The organism is Sphaerisporangium sp. NPDC049457, assembly GCF_055586705.1.
In genome coordinates, this window is the sequence record NZ_JBVJHR010000014.1 from 50844 (window position 1) to 66385 (window position 15542).

Sequence of the window (15542 nt, forward strand, 5' to 3'; positions counted from 1 at the left end):
GGGCGGCCGGACCGGCTCTCGCCTTCTCACGGACGCGTTCGCCGCGTACTCCCGCGCGGCTCGCGCGCGCTCGGCGCGTTCAGCGTCGCGCGGCGGCGCGTTCAGCGCCTTCCGCGCTCGGCGCCCTTCCGGCTTAGAGCCGGCCCGGCGCCCGCAGGGCCGTCGTGGCGTTCAGGGGCGGCTGCCGTCGCCGGGGCCCTCGGCGGCGCCCGAGTCGATGTCGGCGGCGATCTCCTTGCGGATGGCGTCCATGTCGAGCGCGCGCACCTGCCTGATCAGGTCTTCGAGCGCGGGCTCGGGAAGCGCGCCCGGCTGGGCGAACACGACGATGCCGTCGCGGATGGCCATGACGGTGGGGATGGAGGTGATCTCGAACCCTTCGGCCAGGCCGCGCTCGGCCTCGGTGTCGATCTTGCCGAACTTGATGTCCTCGTGCTTCTGCGAAGCCTTCTCGAAGATGGGGCCGAACGTGCGGCAGGGCCCGCACCACGCCGCCCAGAAATCGAGGAGGACGATGCCCTCGTCGGCGATGTCGTTGAAGTTCTTCTCGGTCACCGCGATGGTCGCCACAGTGTGTCCTCGTCTCGTGTCTCGTCGTTTTCGATCGACATAACCATCTACCCGTTCCCTGAATTCCGCACCGGATCCGCCGGACGTGAACGCGGGAAGCCCCCGGCGCCGCAGGGCCGAGGGCTTCTCATATGTGCGGGTTCGATCTTTCGTCGATCGTGGGCCGCCGCGCGTCGGCGTCCAGCCGGCCGGCGTCCGCCGGAAGCGCGTCAGGAGCAGTTCTTCCCTAGCCGCTGCGTGGCCTCGCTGGCCTGGGTGCCGAGCTTGGTCAGCTCGGTCGCCGCCGCGGCCGGGTTCGACACGTCGATCTTGATGTCGCCCCAGGTGGTGGACAGGTCCGCCAGCGTGGCCTTCAGGTCGCCGTCGGCCTTGCCCGACAGGTCCTTCAGCTTGGCCGCCAGCTCGGCGCCCGCCGTGTTGAAGGCCTCCAGGTTGCCGGCGCCCGCCGCCGCCTTGGTGCTGTAGTCCTGGAACGCCTTGACGGCGTCCTCGCAGACCGCCCGGGTGTTGCCGCCGCCACATCCCGTCGTGAGCGAGACGAGGGTCGCCGCGGCGCAGACCGCGAGAGCGTGACGGGGGAGGTTGATGGACATCATGTGCCTTTCCTAGTGATCTTTCGCTAGGAAGAAGCTAGTGGCGACGGCTTACAGTCCGCTTACATCCCGCCTGCACGGCGGACGGGCGGGCGGCCACGCCGGGCGAATCCCGTCCCCCAATGGGAAAGCCCCGGCCGGAGCCGGGGCTTTCCGCGCCGGGGACGACGCGGGGGATCAGCTCTTCTTCAGCTTCAGGCCGAAGAGCAGCGGGTCGTGGTCGGAGGAGCGGAAGGGGCCCGGCGCGTACAGGTAGGGCGGGTTGAACTCGGTGTTGTAGTCCATGAACCGGCCCTCGTCGGCGTTGACGTGCCAGATGGTCGCACCGGTCACCTGCTTGAGCAGCGGCCTGCCGACCAGCACGTGGTCCAGCTCGCCCGACAGGCTGTCGAAGACGTAGCTGTAGCGGTCCTTCCTGTCGAGGAACTTCTTGCTGACGCTCGTCAGCCCGCCGGCCTCCAGGGTGTGGATCGGGTCCTCCTCGCCGTAGGCGTTGAGGTCGCCGAGCACGACCGGGCCGGGCAGCCGCAGGGTGTCGATCAGCCCGAGGACGGCCTTGGCCTGACGGACGCGCTCGGCGTTGAAGCAGCTCTGCCCGTCGCCCTGGTCCAGGTCGGCGCCGCCGGCGCCGCCGCAGCCCTTCGACTTGAAGTGGTTGACGATCATGGTGAACGTCGTACCGCCGCCCTTGGCGCGCTGGAACTCCTGGATCAGCGGCGGCCGGCGGAAGACCGGGTCGCTCGACGTGCGGGGCGCGCCCACCGGCTTGACCGCCGCGGGCTTGTAGATGAGCGCGACCTGGATCGCGTCGGTGCCGGGCGCCGGCGAGATGACGCCCTTGTAGGTGCCGGCGCCGACGGCGGCGTTGAGCGCGTCCACCAGGGCGTTCAGGGCGGTGACGCCGTTGTTCTCGACCTCCATCAGGCCGGCGACGTCGGGGTTGAGGCCCTTCAGCGTGGAGACGAGCTTGGCGAGCTGGCGGTCGCGCTCCTCGGCGGTGGTGGCGCCGCGCGAGCCCAGCGTGGTGAACCAGTTGAGGGTGTTCAAACTCGCGACCCTGACGTCGCCGCCGACCTTGGCGGGCGCGGCCGGGCGCGGGTTGTCGGGGGTGAAGGCGACCGGCCGGGTGGGCTCGATCCGGTAGACGCCGAAGCCGTAGGTCAGCACGCCGGTGAGGCCGGCGGTGGCGTCGCCGACGCGAACGGTGTCGGTGCCGCCGGTGTGGTACGGCAGCTGGGGCGGGTTCTGGACGTTGGAGGCGTCGTCGAGCAGGATGCGGCGCCGGGCGTCGAGCGCCGGGTCGACCTTGTCGCGGTCGGTCGGCTGGAAGAGCCTGCCGTGGGCGGACAGGGTGATCTCGCCGTAGCGGCCGAGGTTGTAGACCTCCGAGACGGTCAGCTTCTGCGGGAAGGTGACGAGCACGCCCTCCAGCGGCTCCATGCTCGCGCCCTCGGCGAGGGGGAGCTTGACCTTGGCGGCCTTGACGGCGCCGGTGCCGCAGACCTCGACGGAGGTGACCGGAGACAGCTCCGTCAGGCCGTTGAACTCGGTGACGGTGCCGCTGACCAGCACGCGGTCGCCCGGCGCGGCCGGTTCAGCGGTGAAGACGAACACCGCGTCGGAGGTGGCGGGGTCGGCGTCCGGGGTGGGGTCCTGGAGGTAGAAGCCGCCGAGTGAGCCGGTCCCCTGGTAGTCGCCGGTGACGACGCCCTCGACGCGCACGCTCTGCCCGGCGAGCGGGCTGGTCGCGCCGCCGCCCTGCACCTGTGCGATCTGGTGGGTCGCCGGGAGCGTGCACGGCTCGGCGGTGCGGGTCGGCGTGGGGCTCGCCGTCGGCGTGTCCGAGGGGGTGGGAGTCGGCTCCGGGGTGTCGGTGGGCTCCGGCGTCGGGGTCGGGTCCACGGGCCCGGTCGGGGTGGGGGTCGGGGTGGGGGTCGTGCCGCAGGGGGCGGGGGGCGTCGCCGAGTTGCGGGGCGCGGGGGCGCCTGCGGTGAAGTCGGCGGCGTTCGCGTCGGTGTCGGCGCAGCCGTGGCCGCCGCGGACGGCCGCGGTCGAGTTGGTGAGGGCGGGGGCCGCCGCGCCCTCCGAGAAGTCGGCGTTGCCGTATCCCACCAGGTCGCCCAGCAGCGCCAGCTGCGCCGCCGAGCAGGGCGTGGAACCCCCGTTGCAGGCCAGGCCCTCGGCGGAGCGGACCAGGGCGACCTTGCCGGCCGTGGCGCTGAGGGTGAGCCCGCCGGTGGCGTCGGGGGCGGGCAGGGGGGTGCTGGGCGTCGCGCCGGCGGCGAGCTGGATCAGGTGGTAACGCCCCGGCGCGACGGTGCCGGACAGGCCGACCTTGTTGGCGGCGAAGGCGCCGGTGCCGGTGGCGCTGGCGTACTGCAGGGACCACCCGTCGAGGGAGACCTCGGCATCGCCGCGGTTGAACAGTTCGACGAAGTCGTTGGTGTACGGGGCTCCGGTGTTGCCACCGCCGCCGTACACCTGGCTGATGACCACCGTCCCCGGTTCGGCGGACGCCGGGGGCGATGACAGGACGGCGACGCCCGCGAGGGTCGTGCCGGCGGCCGTGAGGGCGGCGAGCGCCCGGGATAGAGCACGCATGACCGGGAGCGTAGGCCGGAGGGAGGCTACGATCTCGTACTAGAACTAGATAGAAGGTGAAATAACCGAAGCTTGACACTTGGTGTCGAGCGGCCGCCGGCAGGCTTGGCGGCTGTAGACCTAGCGGGCCGGGTGGATCCGACGCCACGGATACACTCTGTCAGCTTCCCGTCACGATTTAGCGACCCGTTACCCGACATTGGGTATGACTTTGGCATGACGCCCCCGTTGAAGACGCGCTCCCTGGACGTCGGCTGGCAGACCTGCGACGCCTCCGCGGCGTGCGCCGGGGTCACCTGCCCGCCCTTCGACCGCTGCCTGGCGCACCTGGCCCCCGCCGAGCTGGAAGAGATCCTCCGCCGGCTGACCCCCGGCGGCGGCGTCGACCTGCGCGGCACCGCCCTGGACGAGGAGCTGCTCACCCGGGTGCTCGACGCCGCCGGGCGCCACTTCGGCAGGGCCAGGTTCGACCGGGCGCTGTTCACCGGGCCCGCCCGGTTCGGCGAGGTGGTCTTCGCCGGGGACGCGACCTTCGACCACGCGCGCTTCGACCGCCTGGCCTCGTTCTTCGGCACGCGCTTCACCCGTAACGCCTCCTTCCGCGAGGTGCGCTTCTCGCGCGAGTTCTCCATGCACGGCGCGCGCCTGCGCGGGCACGGGACCTTCGACCGCGTGCGCATCGGCAGCGACGCGCTGTTCGGCGACGCCCGGTTCGGCAGGGACGCCTCGTTCCGCGGCGCCGAGTTCCACGGCTTCGCGGCCTTCGACGGCGCGGTGTTCGACAACGACGCCCTGTTCCGCGGCGCGCGCTTCCGCAGGGCCGTGTCGTTCCGCAAGGCGACCTTCGGCGGCACGGCCGGGTTCGAGGGGGCGGGCTTCCACGGCGGCGCCTTCCTCACCGGGCTGCGCGCCGGCCGCCGGCTGGCGCTGCCGGGCATCCACGCCTCCGCGCCGCTGGAACTGGAGGTCGCCGGGTGCCCGGTGGACCTGCGGGGGGCCAGGGTCGCGGCCCGGCTCACCGCGCGGCTGTCGGACGTCGACCTGGAGTTGCGCGAGGCGGTCCTCAGCGGGCCGGCGGCCGTGACCGGCCCCTCGGGCCGGCTGCGGGTGTCGTCGCTGGACCGGCTGGACGCCTGCGAGCTGACGCTGCACGGAGCCGATCTGAGCGGCTGCCGGCTGGCCCAGGTGCGGCGGCCGGAGGCGCTACGGCTGTCGCACTGCCACTTCGCCGCCACGCCCACAGGGGTGCGGGTCGGGCTGCGCTGGCCGCCGGTGCTGTGGTGGAGCCGCCGCCGCGTCCTGGCCGACGAGCACGCCTGGCGCGGCTGGTCCACGCGGGCCGAGCAGCCGCTCGACCCCGGCCGGCTGGCCGCCCTGTACGAGCGGCTGCGGCGGGCGGTGGACGACACGCAGACCTCGGCGGACTTCGCGTTCGGCGCGATGGAGATGCGCCGCCTGGCGACCCGGCGGCGGCGCCTGCGGGTCGCGCTGGCGGCCTACTGGCTGACCTGCGGGTACGGCATGCGCATGGGGCGGGCGCTCGGCTGGCTGGTCGTGGTGGCCGCCGTCGCCACCGGCGCGCTGGTGTGGACGTCCGGATCCCACCCGGGGCGGCGGCCCGTCAGCCACCGTTCCCCGACGCCCGCCGTGCACGCCACCGCGACCGGCGTCGGCTGACCCCGGCCGGCTCGGCGCCGGGGCGCCGTCCCGGACGACCGGCGTTCCGGGCTGCGGCGTCCCCAGGGGGCCCTTCCGGTGGGGGGCGGCCCAGGGACGGCTCAGGGATTACCCGGATTACCCCCCTGCCGCCCCAGAGGAGACAATGTGGGCCGGCCGAAGCCCATGGCGGGCGGTGAACCTGGGGAGAGCATGGCGAGCGCGAGTGTCATCGACGACTACGTGACCACACTCGACCGCACGCTGCGCGGCTCAGCCCGGCTGAGGCGCGACCTGGTCGCCGAGGCACGCGACAGCCTCGCCGACACCGCCGAGGCCCACCTCGCCGATGGGGTCGGCCGCGACGAGGCCGAGCGCATGGCGGTCGCCGAGTTCGGGCCCATCGGCGTGATCGCCCCCGGCTACCAGGAGGAGATCGCGGCGCAGCAGGGCCGCAGGACCGCGGCGGTGCTGTTCGTGACCGTGCCGCTCATGACGCTCATCTGGAGCGGCATCTGGATCGTGTACCCCGAACCCGCGGCGACCGTCATCGCCGGCAAGCCCGCCTGGTTCACGCCGCTCGCGCGCTTCCTCGACTTCTTCCAGTTCGGCATGGGCGTCGCCGGGGCCTTCGCCCTGTTCGCATTCAGCCGGGGACGCCGCCGGCTGAAGCGGCCGGAGGTCCTCACGCGGGCGCTGGGCATCCTCGTGTGGGTCCAGGTGCCGGTGATCTTCGCGATCGGTCTGGTGCTGGCCGCGGGGGCCGGGCGGTCGCTCAACGGCTTCACCGATTTCACACCCGGGATGGTGGCGAGCGTTCTCAGCTATCTGCTGTGCGGGGCGCTGCTGTTCAGCGCCGCGCGCTGCCTGATCGCCTCCCGGACCGTCCCGCCCGTCCCGCCGGCGCCGGCCCCCGCACCGCACCGGTCCGGCGCGCTGGGCTGACACGCCCGCGCGGCGTTCGCGTCGGGCCGCCGGGAGCCGTCACTCCTGGGTACGCGGGGCGAGGACGCTGCCGATGGCGTCGGTGAACTGCCGCCACGACGACCGTTCGCCGGCCAGCGCCGCGCGCCCGCCGGAGGTGAGCCGGTAGGTGCGGCGCTTGCGGCCGGCCACCGTCGCCCACTCGCTCGTGAGGTGACCCACGCGCTCGAGTCTGCGCAGCGCGGGATAGACCGTGCCGGTCGGGACGTTGAGCGCGCCTCCGCTGCGCTCCTGCAACGCCTCGATGATCGCGTAACCGTGCAGCGGCCCGCTCTCGAGGACGGAGAGCAGCAAGGCGTCCATGTGACCGCGGAGCGCGTCGGCATTCACCGCTCAAGCCTATCCAGATGCGTCATGACGCCAGTCTATAGGTAGGCTCTCTACATGTAGACAGACACAATGTAGAGAGATGAGGAGCCATGGACGTGACCGACCTGGCCCGGCTCCAGTTCGCCGTGACGGGGAGCCTGCACTTCCTGTTCGTCGTGCTGACGCTCGGCCTGGCACCGCTCGTCGCGATCATGCAGACCCGCCACGCCATCAGCGGCAGGCCGGTCTTCGAGCGCATGACCCGCTTCTGGGGCCAGATCTATGTGATCAACTACGCGCTCGGCGTGTTCACCGGGTTGGTGATGGAGTTCCAGTTCGGGCTGAGCTGGAGCGGACTGACGGACTACGCCGGCGACGTGTTCGGCGCGCCGCTGGCGATCGAGACGCTCGTGGCGTTCTTCCTTGAGTCGACCTTCCTCGGCCTGTGGATCTTCGGCTGGAACCGCCTGCCGAAGAAGCTGCATCTGGCGTGCATCTGGCTGGTCGTGCTCACCGCCTACGCCAGCGCCTACTGGATCATGGTGGCGAACTCCTTCCTCCAGCACCCGGCCGGCGCCGTCCAGCGCGGCGACCACCTGGTGCTGACCGACTTCGGGGCGCTGCTGACCAATCCGAGCCTGCTGATGGCCTTCCCGCACATCGCCGGCGCCGGGCTGTTCGCGGGCAGCTTCCTGATCATCGGGGCCAGCGCATACCAGCTCTTCCGCCGCACCCCCGAGCAGGAGTTCTTCCGCCGGTCGCTGCGCACCGGCGTGGTGTGGGCGTTCGTCGGCACGAACCTCGCCGTCGGCTTCGGGTACGCGCAGTTCGGCTTCATCGGCGACATCCAGCCCGACAAGTTCAAGGGCGCGATACCCGGGACGGCGCTCGGCACCATGATCCTCATCGGCCAGCTCGTGCACACGATCGTGATGTTCTTCCTGCTCCCCCTGCTGTTCCGCGACCTGCTCGCCCGCGCCCGCTGGCTGCACCCGCTGCTGATGATCACGACGCCGCTGCCCTTCGCCGCCGCGATCCTCGGCTGGCTCACCCGCGAGGTGGGCCGCCAGCCGTGGCTGGTGTACGGCAGGCTGACCGTGGCCGACGCCATGTCGCCCGGCCTCACCAAGGAGATGGTGACCCTCTCGTTCGCCGCGTTCGCCGGCTTGCTGACGCTGCTGGCCCTCGTCGACTACCTGCTCATCGCCCGCGTCGTCCGGCGAGGCCCCGCGCAGGCCGACCTCGGCGCGACGCGACCCGCCGACCCCTCCCCCACCCCGGCCTTGGCCCTGTGACCTCTCGTCCCCCTGTCCCCTGGGCCCTCGTGGACCCGCCCCGGTCCACGTACCCGCCCCCGAGCTGAGGAGCTCCCCCATGGAGATCATCTGGCTGGCGATCCTCGCCGTGCTGCTGATCGGCTATTTCGCCCTGGAAGGCTTCGACATCGGGGTGGGCATGATGCTCCCGGTGCTGAGCCGGGCGCACGAACGGGCCGGAGAGCCCGGCTCCCGGCAGCGGCACCGCGACCGCCTGGTGTCCGCCGTCGCCCCGTTCGTCCTGGCCAACGAGATCTGGCTGGTCGCCGCGGCGGGCACGCTGTTCGGCGCCTTCCCCTCACTGGAGGGCAGGGTGATCAACGGCCTGTACCCCGTGGTGGTGGCGCTGCTGGTGTCGTGGATCCTGCGCGACGCCGGACTGTGGTTCCGGCGCAGGCTCGACGGCGCCGCCTGGCGGGCCTGCTGGGACGCCGTCCTGTGCGCCGGATCGTGGGGCCTGGCCCTGAGCTGGGGAGTCGCCCTGGCCTCCGTGGTGCGCGGGCTGCCGGACCGGCCGTTCGACGTGATCGGGCTGCTGTACGGAGCCGTGGTGGCCGCCGCGTTCGCCTTCCACGGCCGCGCCTTCGCCGAATGGCGCCTGTCGGGCCCGAGCGAGTCGGGCCGCGCCGGCCGGAGGCTGTGGCTGACGGCCGCCGTCGCCGCCCTTCCCGTCGCGGCGCCTCTGGCGGCGCTGGCACCGGCGCTGCTCGGCCACGCCGCCTCCCCCGCGACGCTCGGTGTGCTCAATGTCATCGTCCTGCCCGTCACACCCATCATGGTGGCGGCGCAAGTATGGGTATGGCGCACCTTCGGACCGGCCAGGTCCGCCGGCGCCGCCGCGGCCATCCCGTCCTTCTTCTGAGGAACCGATGCACAAGGACCTGCTGCGCATGGCGCGCACCGAGTCGGCGGTCCGCCTGCACCTGCTGGTGTGCCTGACGGCGGCCGTCGTGGCCGGGCTGCTGGTGCTGGCGCAGGCCGAGCTGCTGTCGGGCGTGCTGTCCGGCGCGTTCACCACCTCCGCGCTGCTCCCGCTGGCGGCCGTGGTGGTGGCGCGGGCGCTGCTCGGCGGCCTGCAGGGCCTCGCGGCCGGCCGCATGGCGACGGCGCTGAAGTCGTCGCTGCGGGGCAGGCTGCTGTCCCGGCTGCGCGACCTCGGGCCGGCCCGGCTCACCGCGCACCGCTCGGGCGAGCTGGTCACGCTGGCCGGTCGTGGGCTGGACGCGCTCGACCCCTACCTCACCGGTTACCTTCCCTCGGTCGCCGTGGCGGGCGTGGTGCCGATCGCCGTGCTGGTCCGGCTGTTCGCCGCCGACCTCGGCACCGCCGTCATCGTCCTGATCACGCTGCCGCTGATCCCGGTCTTCGGGGCGCTGGTCGGCTGGCAGACCAAGGCGGTCACCGAGCGGCAGTGGCGGGCGCTGTCGCGCCTCGGCGGCCACTTCCTGGACGTGGTGCGCGGCCTGCCGACGCTGCGCGCGTTCGGGCGGGCGCACTACCAGGCCACGGTGATCCGGCAGGTCGCGGACGCCCACCGTTCGGCCACCATGCGCACGCTGCGGGTGGCCTTCCTGTCCTCGCTGGTGCTCGAACTGGTCGCCTCGCTCTCCCTCGCGCTCGTCGCCGTCCCGGTGGGCCTGCGGCTGCTGTCGGGGTCGCTCGACCTGCGCACGGCCCTGCTGGTCCTGCTGCTGGCCCCCGAGGCCTACATCCCGCTGCGCATGATGGGCACCAGGTTCCACGCCGCCATGGAGGGCGTCGCCGCCGCCGACGACGCGTTCGCCGTCCTCAATGAGGGCGCCAAGGCCGCGGCGGACGCCCCCGCGTCGGCCCCGGCCACCGCAGGCCGGGCGAAGCGCGGCGGACGCGCCCCGGAGGCGGTCCCCGCCGCGGACGGCACGCTCCCGCCGCCTCCCGGTGTGCCGGAGATCCGGCTGGAGAACGTCACGGTCCGATACCCGGGCCGCGAGGACGCCGCGCTCGACGGCGTGTCGCTGACCGTCGCCCCCGGCGAGCGCCTCGCGCTGGTCGGCGAGAGCGGCGCGGGCAAGAGCACGCTGCTGCACCTGCTGCTCGGCTTCGTCGCCCCCTCCGAGGGCCGCGTGCTGATCGACGGCGTGGACCTGACGAGCCTCGACGCCGACCTGTGGCGCCGCCGGCTGGCGTTCGTGCCGCAGCGCCCCCACCTGTTCGCCGCCTCCGTCGCCGAGAACATCCGGCTGGGCTCAGACGCCTCCGACGAGGAGGTCCACGCCGCGGCGGCCGCCGCGCGGGCGGCCGAGTTCGTCCGCGCGCTGCCCGAGGGGTACGCGACCGTGGTCGGCGAGCGCGGGGCCGGCCTGTCGGCGGGCCAGCGGCAGCGGGTGGCTCTGGCGCGCGCCTTCTGCCGCCCCGGCGCGCGGGTGCTGCTGCTGGACGAGCCGACCGCGCGCCTGGACGGCAGGAGCGAGGCCGCGATCGTCGAGGCGACCCGGAAGCTGGCCGAGGGGCGAACCGCCGTCATCGTCGCGCACCGGCCCGCCATGATCGACCTGGCCGACCGCGTCGTCCGCGTGGACGCCGGGAAGGTCGTCTCCGACCGCAGGGTGACCCGCCCGCCGTCCTGCCCCGCACCCGCGCGGTCCGGCACCCCGGACGGCGGCCCGCGTCCCGTGCGGCCCCCGCACGGGACGAACGGCGCAGACGGCAAGAACGGCGGGAACGGCGCCCCGCCGCCGGGGGCTCATGGCAGCGCGGGGCTGGGAGGCACGCCATGACCACCGCGACCCCGCACGCGTCCCGGACCGGCCGGAGCGCGCCGCCTGCGGCCCGGCGGCTGCTGTCCGGCATGGGCGGCCGCACGCTGGCCGCCGTGGCGGCGGGCGCCGCCGCCGAACTGGCCTCGCTGGCCCTCATCGGCTGCGCGGCCTGGCTGATCACCCGGGCGGCCGAGCAGCCGCCGCTGGCCGCCCTGAGCGTGGCCATCGTGGGCGTCCGGGCGTTCGCGACCAGCCGGGGCGTGTTCCGGTACGCCGAGCGCCTCGCCGGGCACGACGTGGCCCTGCGCGCGCAGGCCACGACCCGTGAGCGGCTGTACCAGGCGCTCATCCCGTCCAGGCCGTCCGGCGGGCACCGGGGCGCCGACCTGCTGAGCCGTATGGTCGACGACACCGACGCCGTCCAGGACCTGCTGGTCCGCTGCCTGCTGCCCGCGCTCGCCGCCCTGGTGACCGCCGTGGCCGCCGTGACGCTGGGCGCCTTCCTGCTGCCCGCCGCCGCGCTGGTCCTGCTGGCCGGCCTGCTGGTCGCCGGGGTGCTGCTGCCCGCGGGCACCGCCACCGCCGCCCGGCGCTGGTCGGCGCGCCTGGCCCCGGCCAGGGCCGGCCTGGCGGCGCGGGTCGCCGACCTGGTGCACGGCGCCGCCGACCTGGCCGCCTACGGGGCGGGCGAGCGGGCGCTGGCCGCCGCCGCGGAGGCGGACGCGAGGCTCGCCGCCCTGGAGCGGCGGCAGAGCAGGGCGAACGCCGCGGCCCTCATGCTCGGCACTGCGGTGCAGGGCCTCACCGTGGCCGCGATCGTGCTGGTCGCGCGGCGGGCCGGGCTCGCGACGGCGCCCACGGCCGTGCTCGCGCTGACCGCCCTGGTGTCCTTCGAGCCGATCCTGCCGCTGGCCGCGGCGGGCGAGCGGTTCGCCGGGGTGACCGCGGCGCTGCGCAGGCTCAGGGAGGTCCAGGCCGTCCCGGCCGCCGTGCCTGAGCCGGCCGCGCCCGTCCCCGTGCCGCCGGGGCCGCTGACCGTCGAGGTCGAGGACCTGGTGGTACGGCACGCCCCCGGCAGGCCGCCCGCCCTGGACGGGGTGTCGCTGACCCTGACCCCGGGCAGGCGGGTCGCCGTGGTCGGGCCGAGCGGGGCGGGCAAGAGCACGCTGCTGTCGGCCCTCATGCGCACGACCGGCTTCGAGGCCGGCGGCGTCCGCGTCGGCGGCGTCGACATCCGCGAGCTCTCCCCCGACGACGTCCGCGCAAGGATCACCGGCCTGACGCAGGACCCTTACGTCTTCCGCGCCACGCTGCGCGACAACCTGCTGCTGGCGGGGCCGCAGGCCGGCGAGCGCGAGCTGGCGGAGGCCGTGCGCCGGGCGCGGCTGGACGCCTGGGTCGAGCGCATCGGCTGGGACGTGACGCTGGGCGAGGACGGGCGCACGGTCTCCGGCGGCCAGCTCCAGCGGCTCGCCCTGGCCCGCGCGCTGCTGCACGACCCGGAGATCCTGCTGCTCGACGAGCCCGCGGAGTCGCTGGACGGGGCCACGGCCGACGCTCTGATGGCCGACCTGCTCGACGCCACCCACGGCCGCACGACGCTGCTGGTCACCCACCGCCTGCACGGCCTGGAAGGCGTCGACGAGATCATCGTCCTGGAGGACGGCCGCGTCGTCCAGCGCGGCCACCACGACGATTTGGTGGCCGTCCCCGGCTACTACCGCGACCTGTGGCACTCCGAGGCCCTCACCACCCACAACGCCTGACCGACGGCGTCCGCCACACACACCCGCGCCGTTTCGGCGGCCCGTTCCGCGCTTCGTCCGGCAAAATGGTTTACATTGCAAACTGGTTGGGTTTATAGTTCAAACCAGTTGGCAAACCAGGTGGAGGAGCGGTCATGCGACCAGGCGAGACCGAGGACGCTGAGGACGCCGAGGGCGAGCGGGCGCTCAGTCCGGAGGAGATGCTCGGCATCATCGAGGATCAGCGGGCCGCGTCGGCGCGGCACTTCGCGAGCCCCCTGCCGATCTTCTACGTCCTCTGGGGACTGGTGTGGATCGTCGGCTACGGCGCCTTCTTCGTGCGCTATGGCCTGTCGGGACGCCCGGAGGGGCCGATCTCGATCGGCACGGCGCTGTGGATCCTGTTCGGCTCCATCGGCGTGGCCTTGGCCGTCAGCGCGTACGTGGGCTGGAGGCAGGGCAGCCAGGTGCGCGGCGTGTCCCAGGCCCGCGGCACGATGTACGGCCTGACGTGGTTCTTCGGCTACATGCTGGTGGGGGCCCTCTGCGGCCACTTCGGCAGGCTGCTGCCGGAGGCCGAGCGGACCCTGCTGTGGTGCTGCGTCTCGATGCTGGTCGTGAGCCTGCTGTTCATGGCCGGGGCGGCCGTGTGGAACGCGCGCCCCATGTTCTACATCGGCGTCTGGATCACCCTGGTGAACGTGGCGGGCGTGCTCGCCGGGCCGGGGTTGCACGCGCTGTTCTCCGCGGCCGGGGTCGGCGGCGTCTTCGTCGCCGCGGGCGCGGTCATCCACCTGCGCACCCGACTGCGGCCGGGCAGGGCATGAACCCCTCAGCCGGGCTTCCTGAGCTCGACCCGGTCATCCACGCCCAGGCCCGCCTGCGCGTCGTCACCGCGCTGTCCACCCTGGCCGAGGGCGACCAGATCAGCTTCCCCGGCCTGAAGGACGTCCTCGGCATGACGGCGGGCAACCTCTCGGTCCACCTCAGCAAGCTGGAGGCCGCGGGATACGTCGAGATCGGCAAGACCCACCGGGGACGCACGCCGGTGACGTTCGTGGCGCTCACCCGCAGGGGCCGCCTCGCCTTCGACGACTACACGGCCGCCATCCGCACGCTGCTCGACATGGCCGGCACCCGGCCCGCGCAGCACCCCCCAACGGCCGCCGGCGGCGCGGCACCTTCACCGACATCCGGCACAGATCCGGAAGAGACGGGGCAACGACCATGACCGAGACGCTCGCTCAGGTGGCCGAGGTCACCCGCCGCTACGGCGACGTGGTGGCGCTCGACACGACGTCGCTGGACATCCGGGCCGGGGAGCTCATCGGCCTGCTCGGCCCGAACGGCGCCGGCAAGTCGACCCTGGTCAACCTGCTGGCGGGGCTGCGGCGGCCTTCCTCCGGCTCGGTCACCCTGTTCGGGGGCTCGCCGGCCGACCCGGCCCGCCGCCGCGCGCTCGGGATGACGCCCCAGGAGACCGGGCTTCCGCCGACGCTGCGCGTGCGCGAGTGCGTGGACTTCGTCGCCGCCCACTTCCCGTCGCGGGCCGGGCGCGACGAGCTTCTCGAACGCTTCGGCCTCACCGAGCTTCGCGACCGGCAGATCGGCGGCCTGTCGGGCGGCCAGAAGAGGCGCATCGCGGTCGCCCTTGCCTTCGCCGGGCGGCCGCGGCTCGTCCTGCTCGACGAGCCGACCACCGGGCTGGACGTCGAGGCCCGCCACACGCTGTGGGAGGCGATCCGCGACTTCCACGCCGACGGCGGCACCGTGCTGCTGACCAGCCACTACCTGGAGGAGATCGAGGCGCTGGCCCAGCGGGTCGTCGTCCTCGGCGGGGGACGGGTGCTCGCCGACGACACCCTCGCGTCGGTGCGCGGCATGGTCGGGGCGCGCCGGGTCAGCTTGACCGCGGGCCGGCTGCCCGAGCTGCCGGGCGTGCTGAAGTCCGAGACCGAGGGCGGCCGGACGCACCTGGTCACCGCCGACGCCGACCGGCTCGTCCGCGAGCTGGTCAGGTCCGAGGTCCCGTTCTCCGACCTGGAGATCCGGGCCACCACCCTGGAGGAGGCCTTCCTGGCGATCACCGCCGCGACCTCCGAACCCGCCCCGGTCTGACCCCCGGCGCCGCCGTCCGGCCGCGCGTCGCACGCTCGCGTCGCTCGCGCACCCCCGCCCCGGCCTTCGAAGAGCCCCGGCCCGGCGGTCGCCGCCCGCGCCGTCCGCGTGCCGCTTCCCTGCGCACCCCCCGTCTTCCGCCAAGCCCACAGGGAGAGTCCCATGTCGCTCACTGCGACGCACGTGAAGTACCAGTTCCTGACGACCATCCGCATCCCCATCGCGGTGATCGGCAACATGTTCTTCCCCGCCGCCTCGATGCTGTTCTTCGTCGTCCCCTTCGCCGGCGGCGACCCCGTCGCCGCGACGTACGCGACCGGCTCGATGACGACGTTCGCGGTGATGGGGACCTGCCTGTTCTCCTACGGCATCGGGGTCTCCGAGGACCGCGCGCAACCCTGGGACCCCTACCTTCGCACGCTGCCCGCCGGGGCCTGGCCGAGGTTCGCCGCCCGGCTGCTCAACGGCCTGGCGTTCCTGGCGCTCGCCCTCGTGCCGGTGATCCTGATCGCGGCGCTGCTCACCGAGGCGACGGTCACCCCGCTCGGGGCGGTGCTCGGCGTGGCCGCGCTGGCCGTCGCCGCCGTCCCGTTCACCATGCTCGGCCTGCTGATCGGGTACGCGCTGCCGTCGAAGGCCGCCATCGCCGTGGCGCAAATAGTGTTCTTCCCGATGGCGTTCGGCGGCGGATTGCTCACCGCTCCCGGGCACGCGCCCGGCTTCATCGAGGCCATCGCCCCCTACCTGCCCGCGCGAGGAGCGGTGGAGCTGGTCTGGGCCGCCACGGGCGGCTACACCCCGCACGCGATCTCGCTGGTGATGATGGCGGCGTGGACGGTCGTCGCGGGCGGCCTGGCCGCCTGGGCCTACCGCCGCGACGAGGGCCGCAGGTTCTCCTGAGCACTGCGCGCA

Annotated in this window: 14 protein-coding genes; 10 read left to right on the forward strand and 4 right to left on the reverse strand. The window is 73.7% G+C overall.

Annotated features, from left to right (window positions below):
* Nucleotides 1–171: 171 nt before the first annotated feature.
* The 3 genes from ACZ6QO_RS22265 to ACZ6QO_RS22275 all read right to left on the reverse strand — a co-directional run bounded on the left by ACZ6QO_RS22265 (nt 172) and on the right by ACZ6QO_RS22275 (nt 3764).
* The gene (locus ACZ6QO_RS22265; RefSeq protein WP_465853425.1) at nt 172–570 is read right to left on the reverse strand and encodes a thioredoxin family protein; all 399 of its coding nucleotides are present in this window, start codon (nt 568–570) and stop codon (nt 172–174) included.
* A 209-nt stretch (nt 571–779) separates the two neighbouring features.
* Nucleotides 780–1166, reverse strand: a complete 387-nt coding sequence (locus ACZ6QO_RS22270; protein WP_465853426.1) for a hypothetical protein — start codon at nt 1164–1166, stop codon at nt 780–782.
* A 174-nt stretch (nt 1167–1340) separates the two neighbouring features.
* Nucleotides 1341–3764, reverse strand: coding sequence for an ExeM/NucH family extracellular endonuclease (locus ACZ6QO_RS22275; protein WP_465853428.1), 2424 nt, complete (start codon nt 3762–3764; stop codon nt 1341–1343).
* A gap of 216 nt (nt 3765–3980) precedes the next feature.
* Here ACZ6QO_RS22275 and ACZ6QO_RS22280 point away from each other — a divergent pair, with 216 nt between their 5' ends.
* Entirely contained in the window at nt 3981–5441 is a 1461-nt protein-coding gene (locus ACZ6QO_RS22280) for a pentapeptide repeat-containing protein (RefSeq protein ID WP_465853430.1), read from the forward strand.
* 192 nt (nt 5442–5633) lie between these two features.
* Nucleotides 5634–6365, forward strand: a complete 732-nt coding sequence (locus ACZ6QO_RS22285; RefSeq protein ID WP_465853431.1) for a permease prefix domain 1-containing protein — start codon at nt 5634–5636, stop codon at nt 6363–6365.
* A 39-nt stretch (nt 6366–6404) separates the two neighbouring features.
* On the opposite strand, the gene ACZ6QO_RS22290 is transcribed toward ACZ6QO_RS22285, so the two are convergent.
* Nucleotides 6405–6734 carry a helix-turn-helix transcriptional regulator gene (locus tag ACZ6QO_RS22290; protein WP_465853433.1) on the reverse strand — a complete coding sequence of 110 codons (330 nt, stop codon included), beginning with the start codon at nt 6732–6734 and terminating at the stop codon, nt 6405–6407.
* Nucleotides 6735–6823: 89 nt separating this feature from the next.
* On the opposite strand from ACZ6QO_RS22290, the gene ACZ6QO_RS22295 reads away from it, so the two are divergent.
* From ACZ6QO_RS22295 to ACZ6QO_RS22330, 8 genes are all read left to right on the forward strand, one after another.
* Entirely contained in the window at nt 6824–8008 is a 1185-nt protein-coding gene (locus ACZ6QO_RS22295) for a cytochrome ubiquinol oxidase subunit I (protein WP_465853435.1), read from the forward strand.
* Between the two features lie 79 nt (nt 8009–8087).
* Nucleotides 8088–8891 (forward strand): cytochrome d ubiquinol oxidase subunit II, encoded by an 804-nt coding sequence (locus tag ACZ6QO_RS22300; protein ID WP_465853437.1) that lies wholly within the window; start codon nt 8088–8090, stop codon nt 8889–8891.
* 7 nt (nt 8892–8898) lie between these two features.
* Nucleotides 8899–10785, forward strand: a complete 1887-nt coding sequence (cydD, locus tag ACZ6QO_RS22305) for a thiol reductant ABC exporter subunit CydD (protein WP_465853438.1) — start codon at nt 8899–8901, stop codon at nt 10783–10785.
* Nucleotides 10782–12533 (forward strand): thiol reductant ABC exporter subunit CydC, encoded by a 1752-nt coding sequence (cydC, locus tag ACZ6QO_RS22310; protein WP_465853440.1) that lies wholly within the window; start codon nt 10782–10784, stop codon nt 12531–12533. The genes cydD and cydC overlap by 4 nt, the downstream gene beginning before the upstream one ends.
* A gap of 134 nt (nt 12534–12667) precedes the next feature.
* Nucleotides 12668–13339 carry a hypothetical protein gene (locus tag ACZ6QO_RS22315; protein ID WP_465853442.1) on the forward strand — a complete coding sequence of 224 codons (672 nt, stop codon included), beginning with the start codon at nt 12668–12670 and terminating at the stop codon, nt 13337–13339.
* A complete protein-coding gene (locus ACZ6QO_RS22320; RefSeq protein WP_465853444.1) occupies nt 13336–13743 on the forward strand; it encodes a winged helix-turn-helix domain-containing protein in 408 nt (135 codons plus the stop codon). Before ACZ6QO_RS22315 ends, ACZ6QO_RS22320 begins: the two co-directional genes overlap by 4 nt.
* A complete protein-coding gene (locus ACZ6QO_RS22325) occupies nt 13740–14630 on the forward strand; it encodes an ABC transporter ATP-binding protein (RefSeq protein WP_465853446.1) in 891 nt (296 codons plus the stop codon). Before ACZ6QO_RS22320 ends, ACZ6QO_RS22325 begins: the two co-directional genes overlap by 4 nt.
* A gap of 162 nt (nt 14631–14792) precedes the next feature.
* The gene (locus ACZ6QO_RS22330) at nt 14793–15530 is read left to right on the forward strand and encodes an ABC transporter permease (protein ID WP_465853448.1); all 738 of its coding nucleotides are present in this window, start codon (nt 14793–14795) and stop codon (nt 15528–15530) included.
* Nucleotides 15531–15542: the final 12 nt, after the last annotated feature.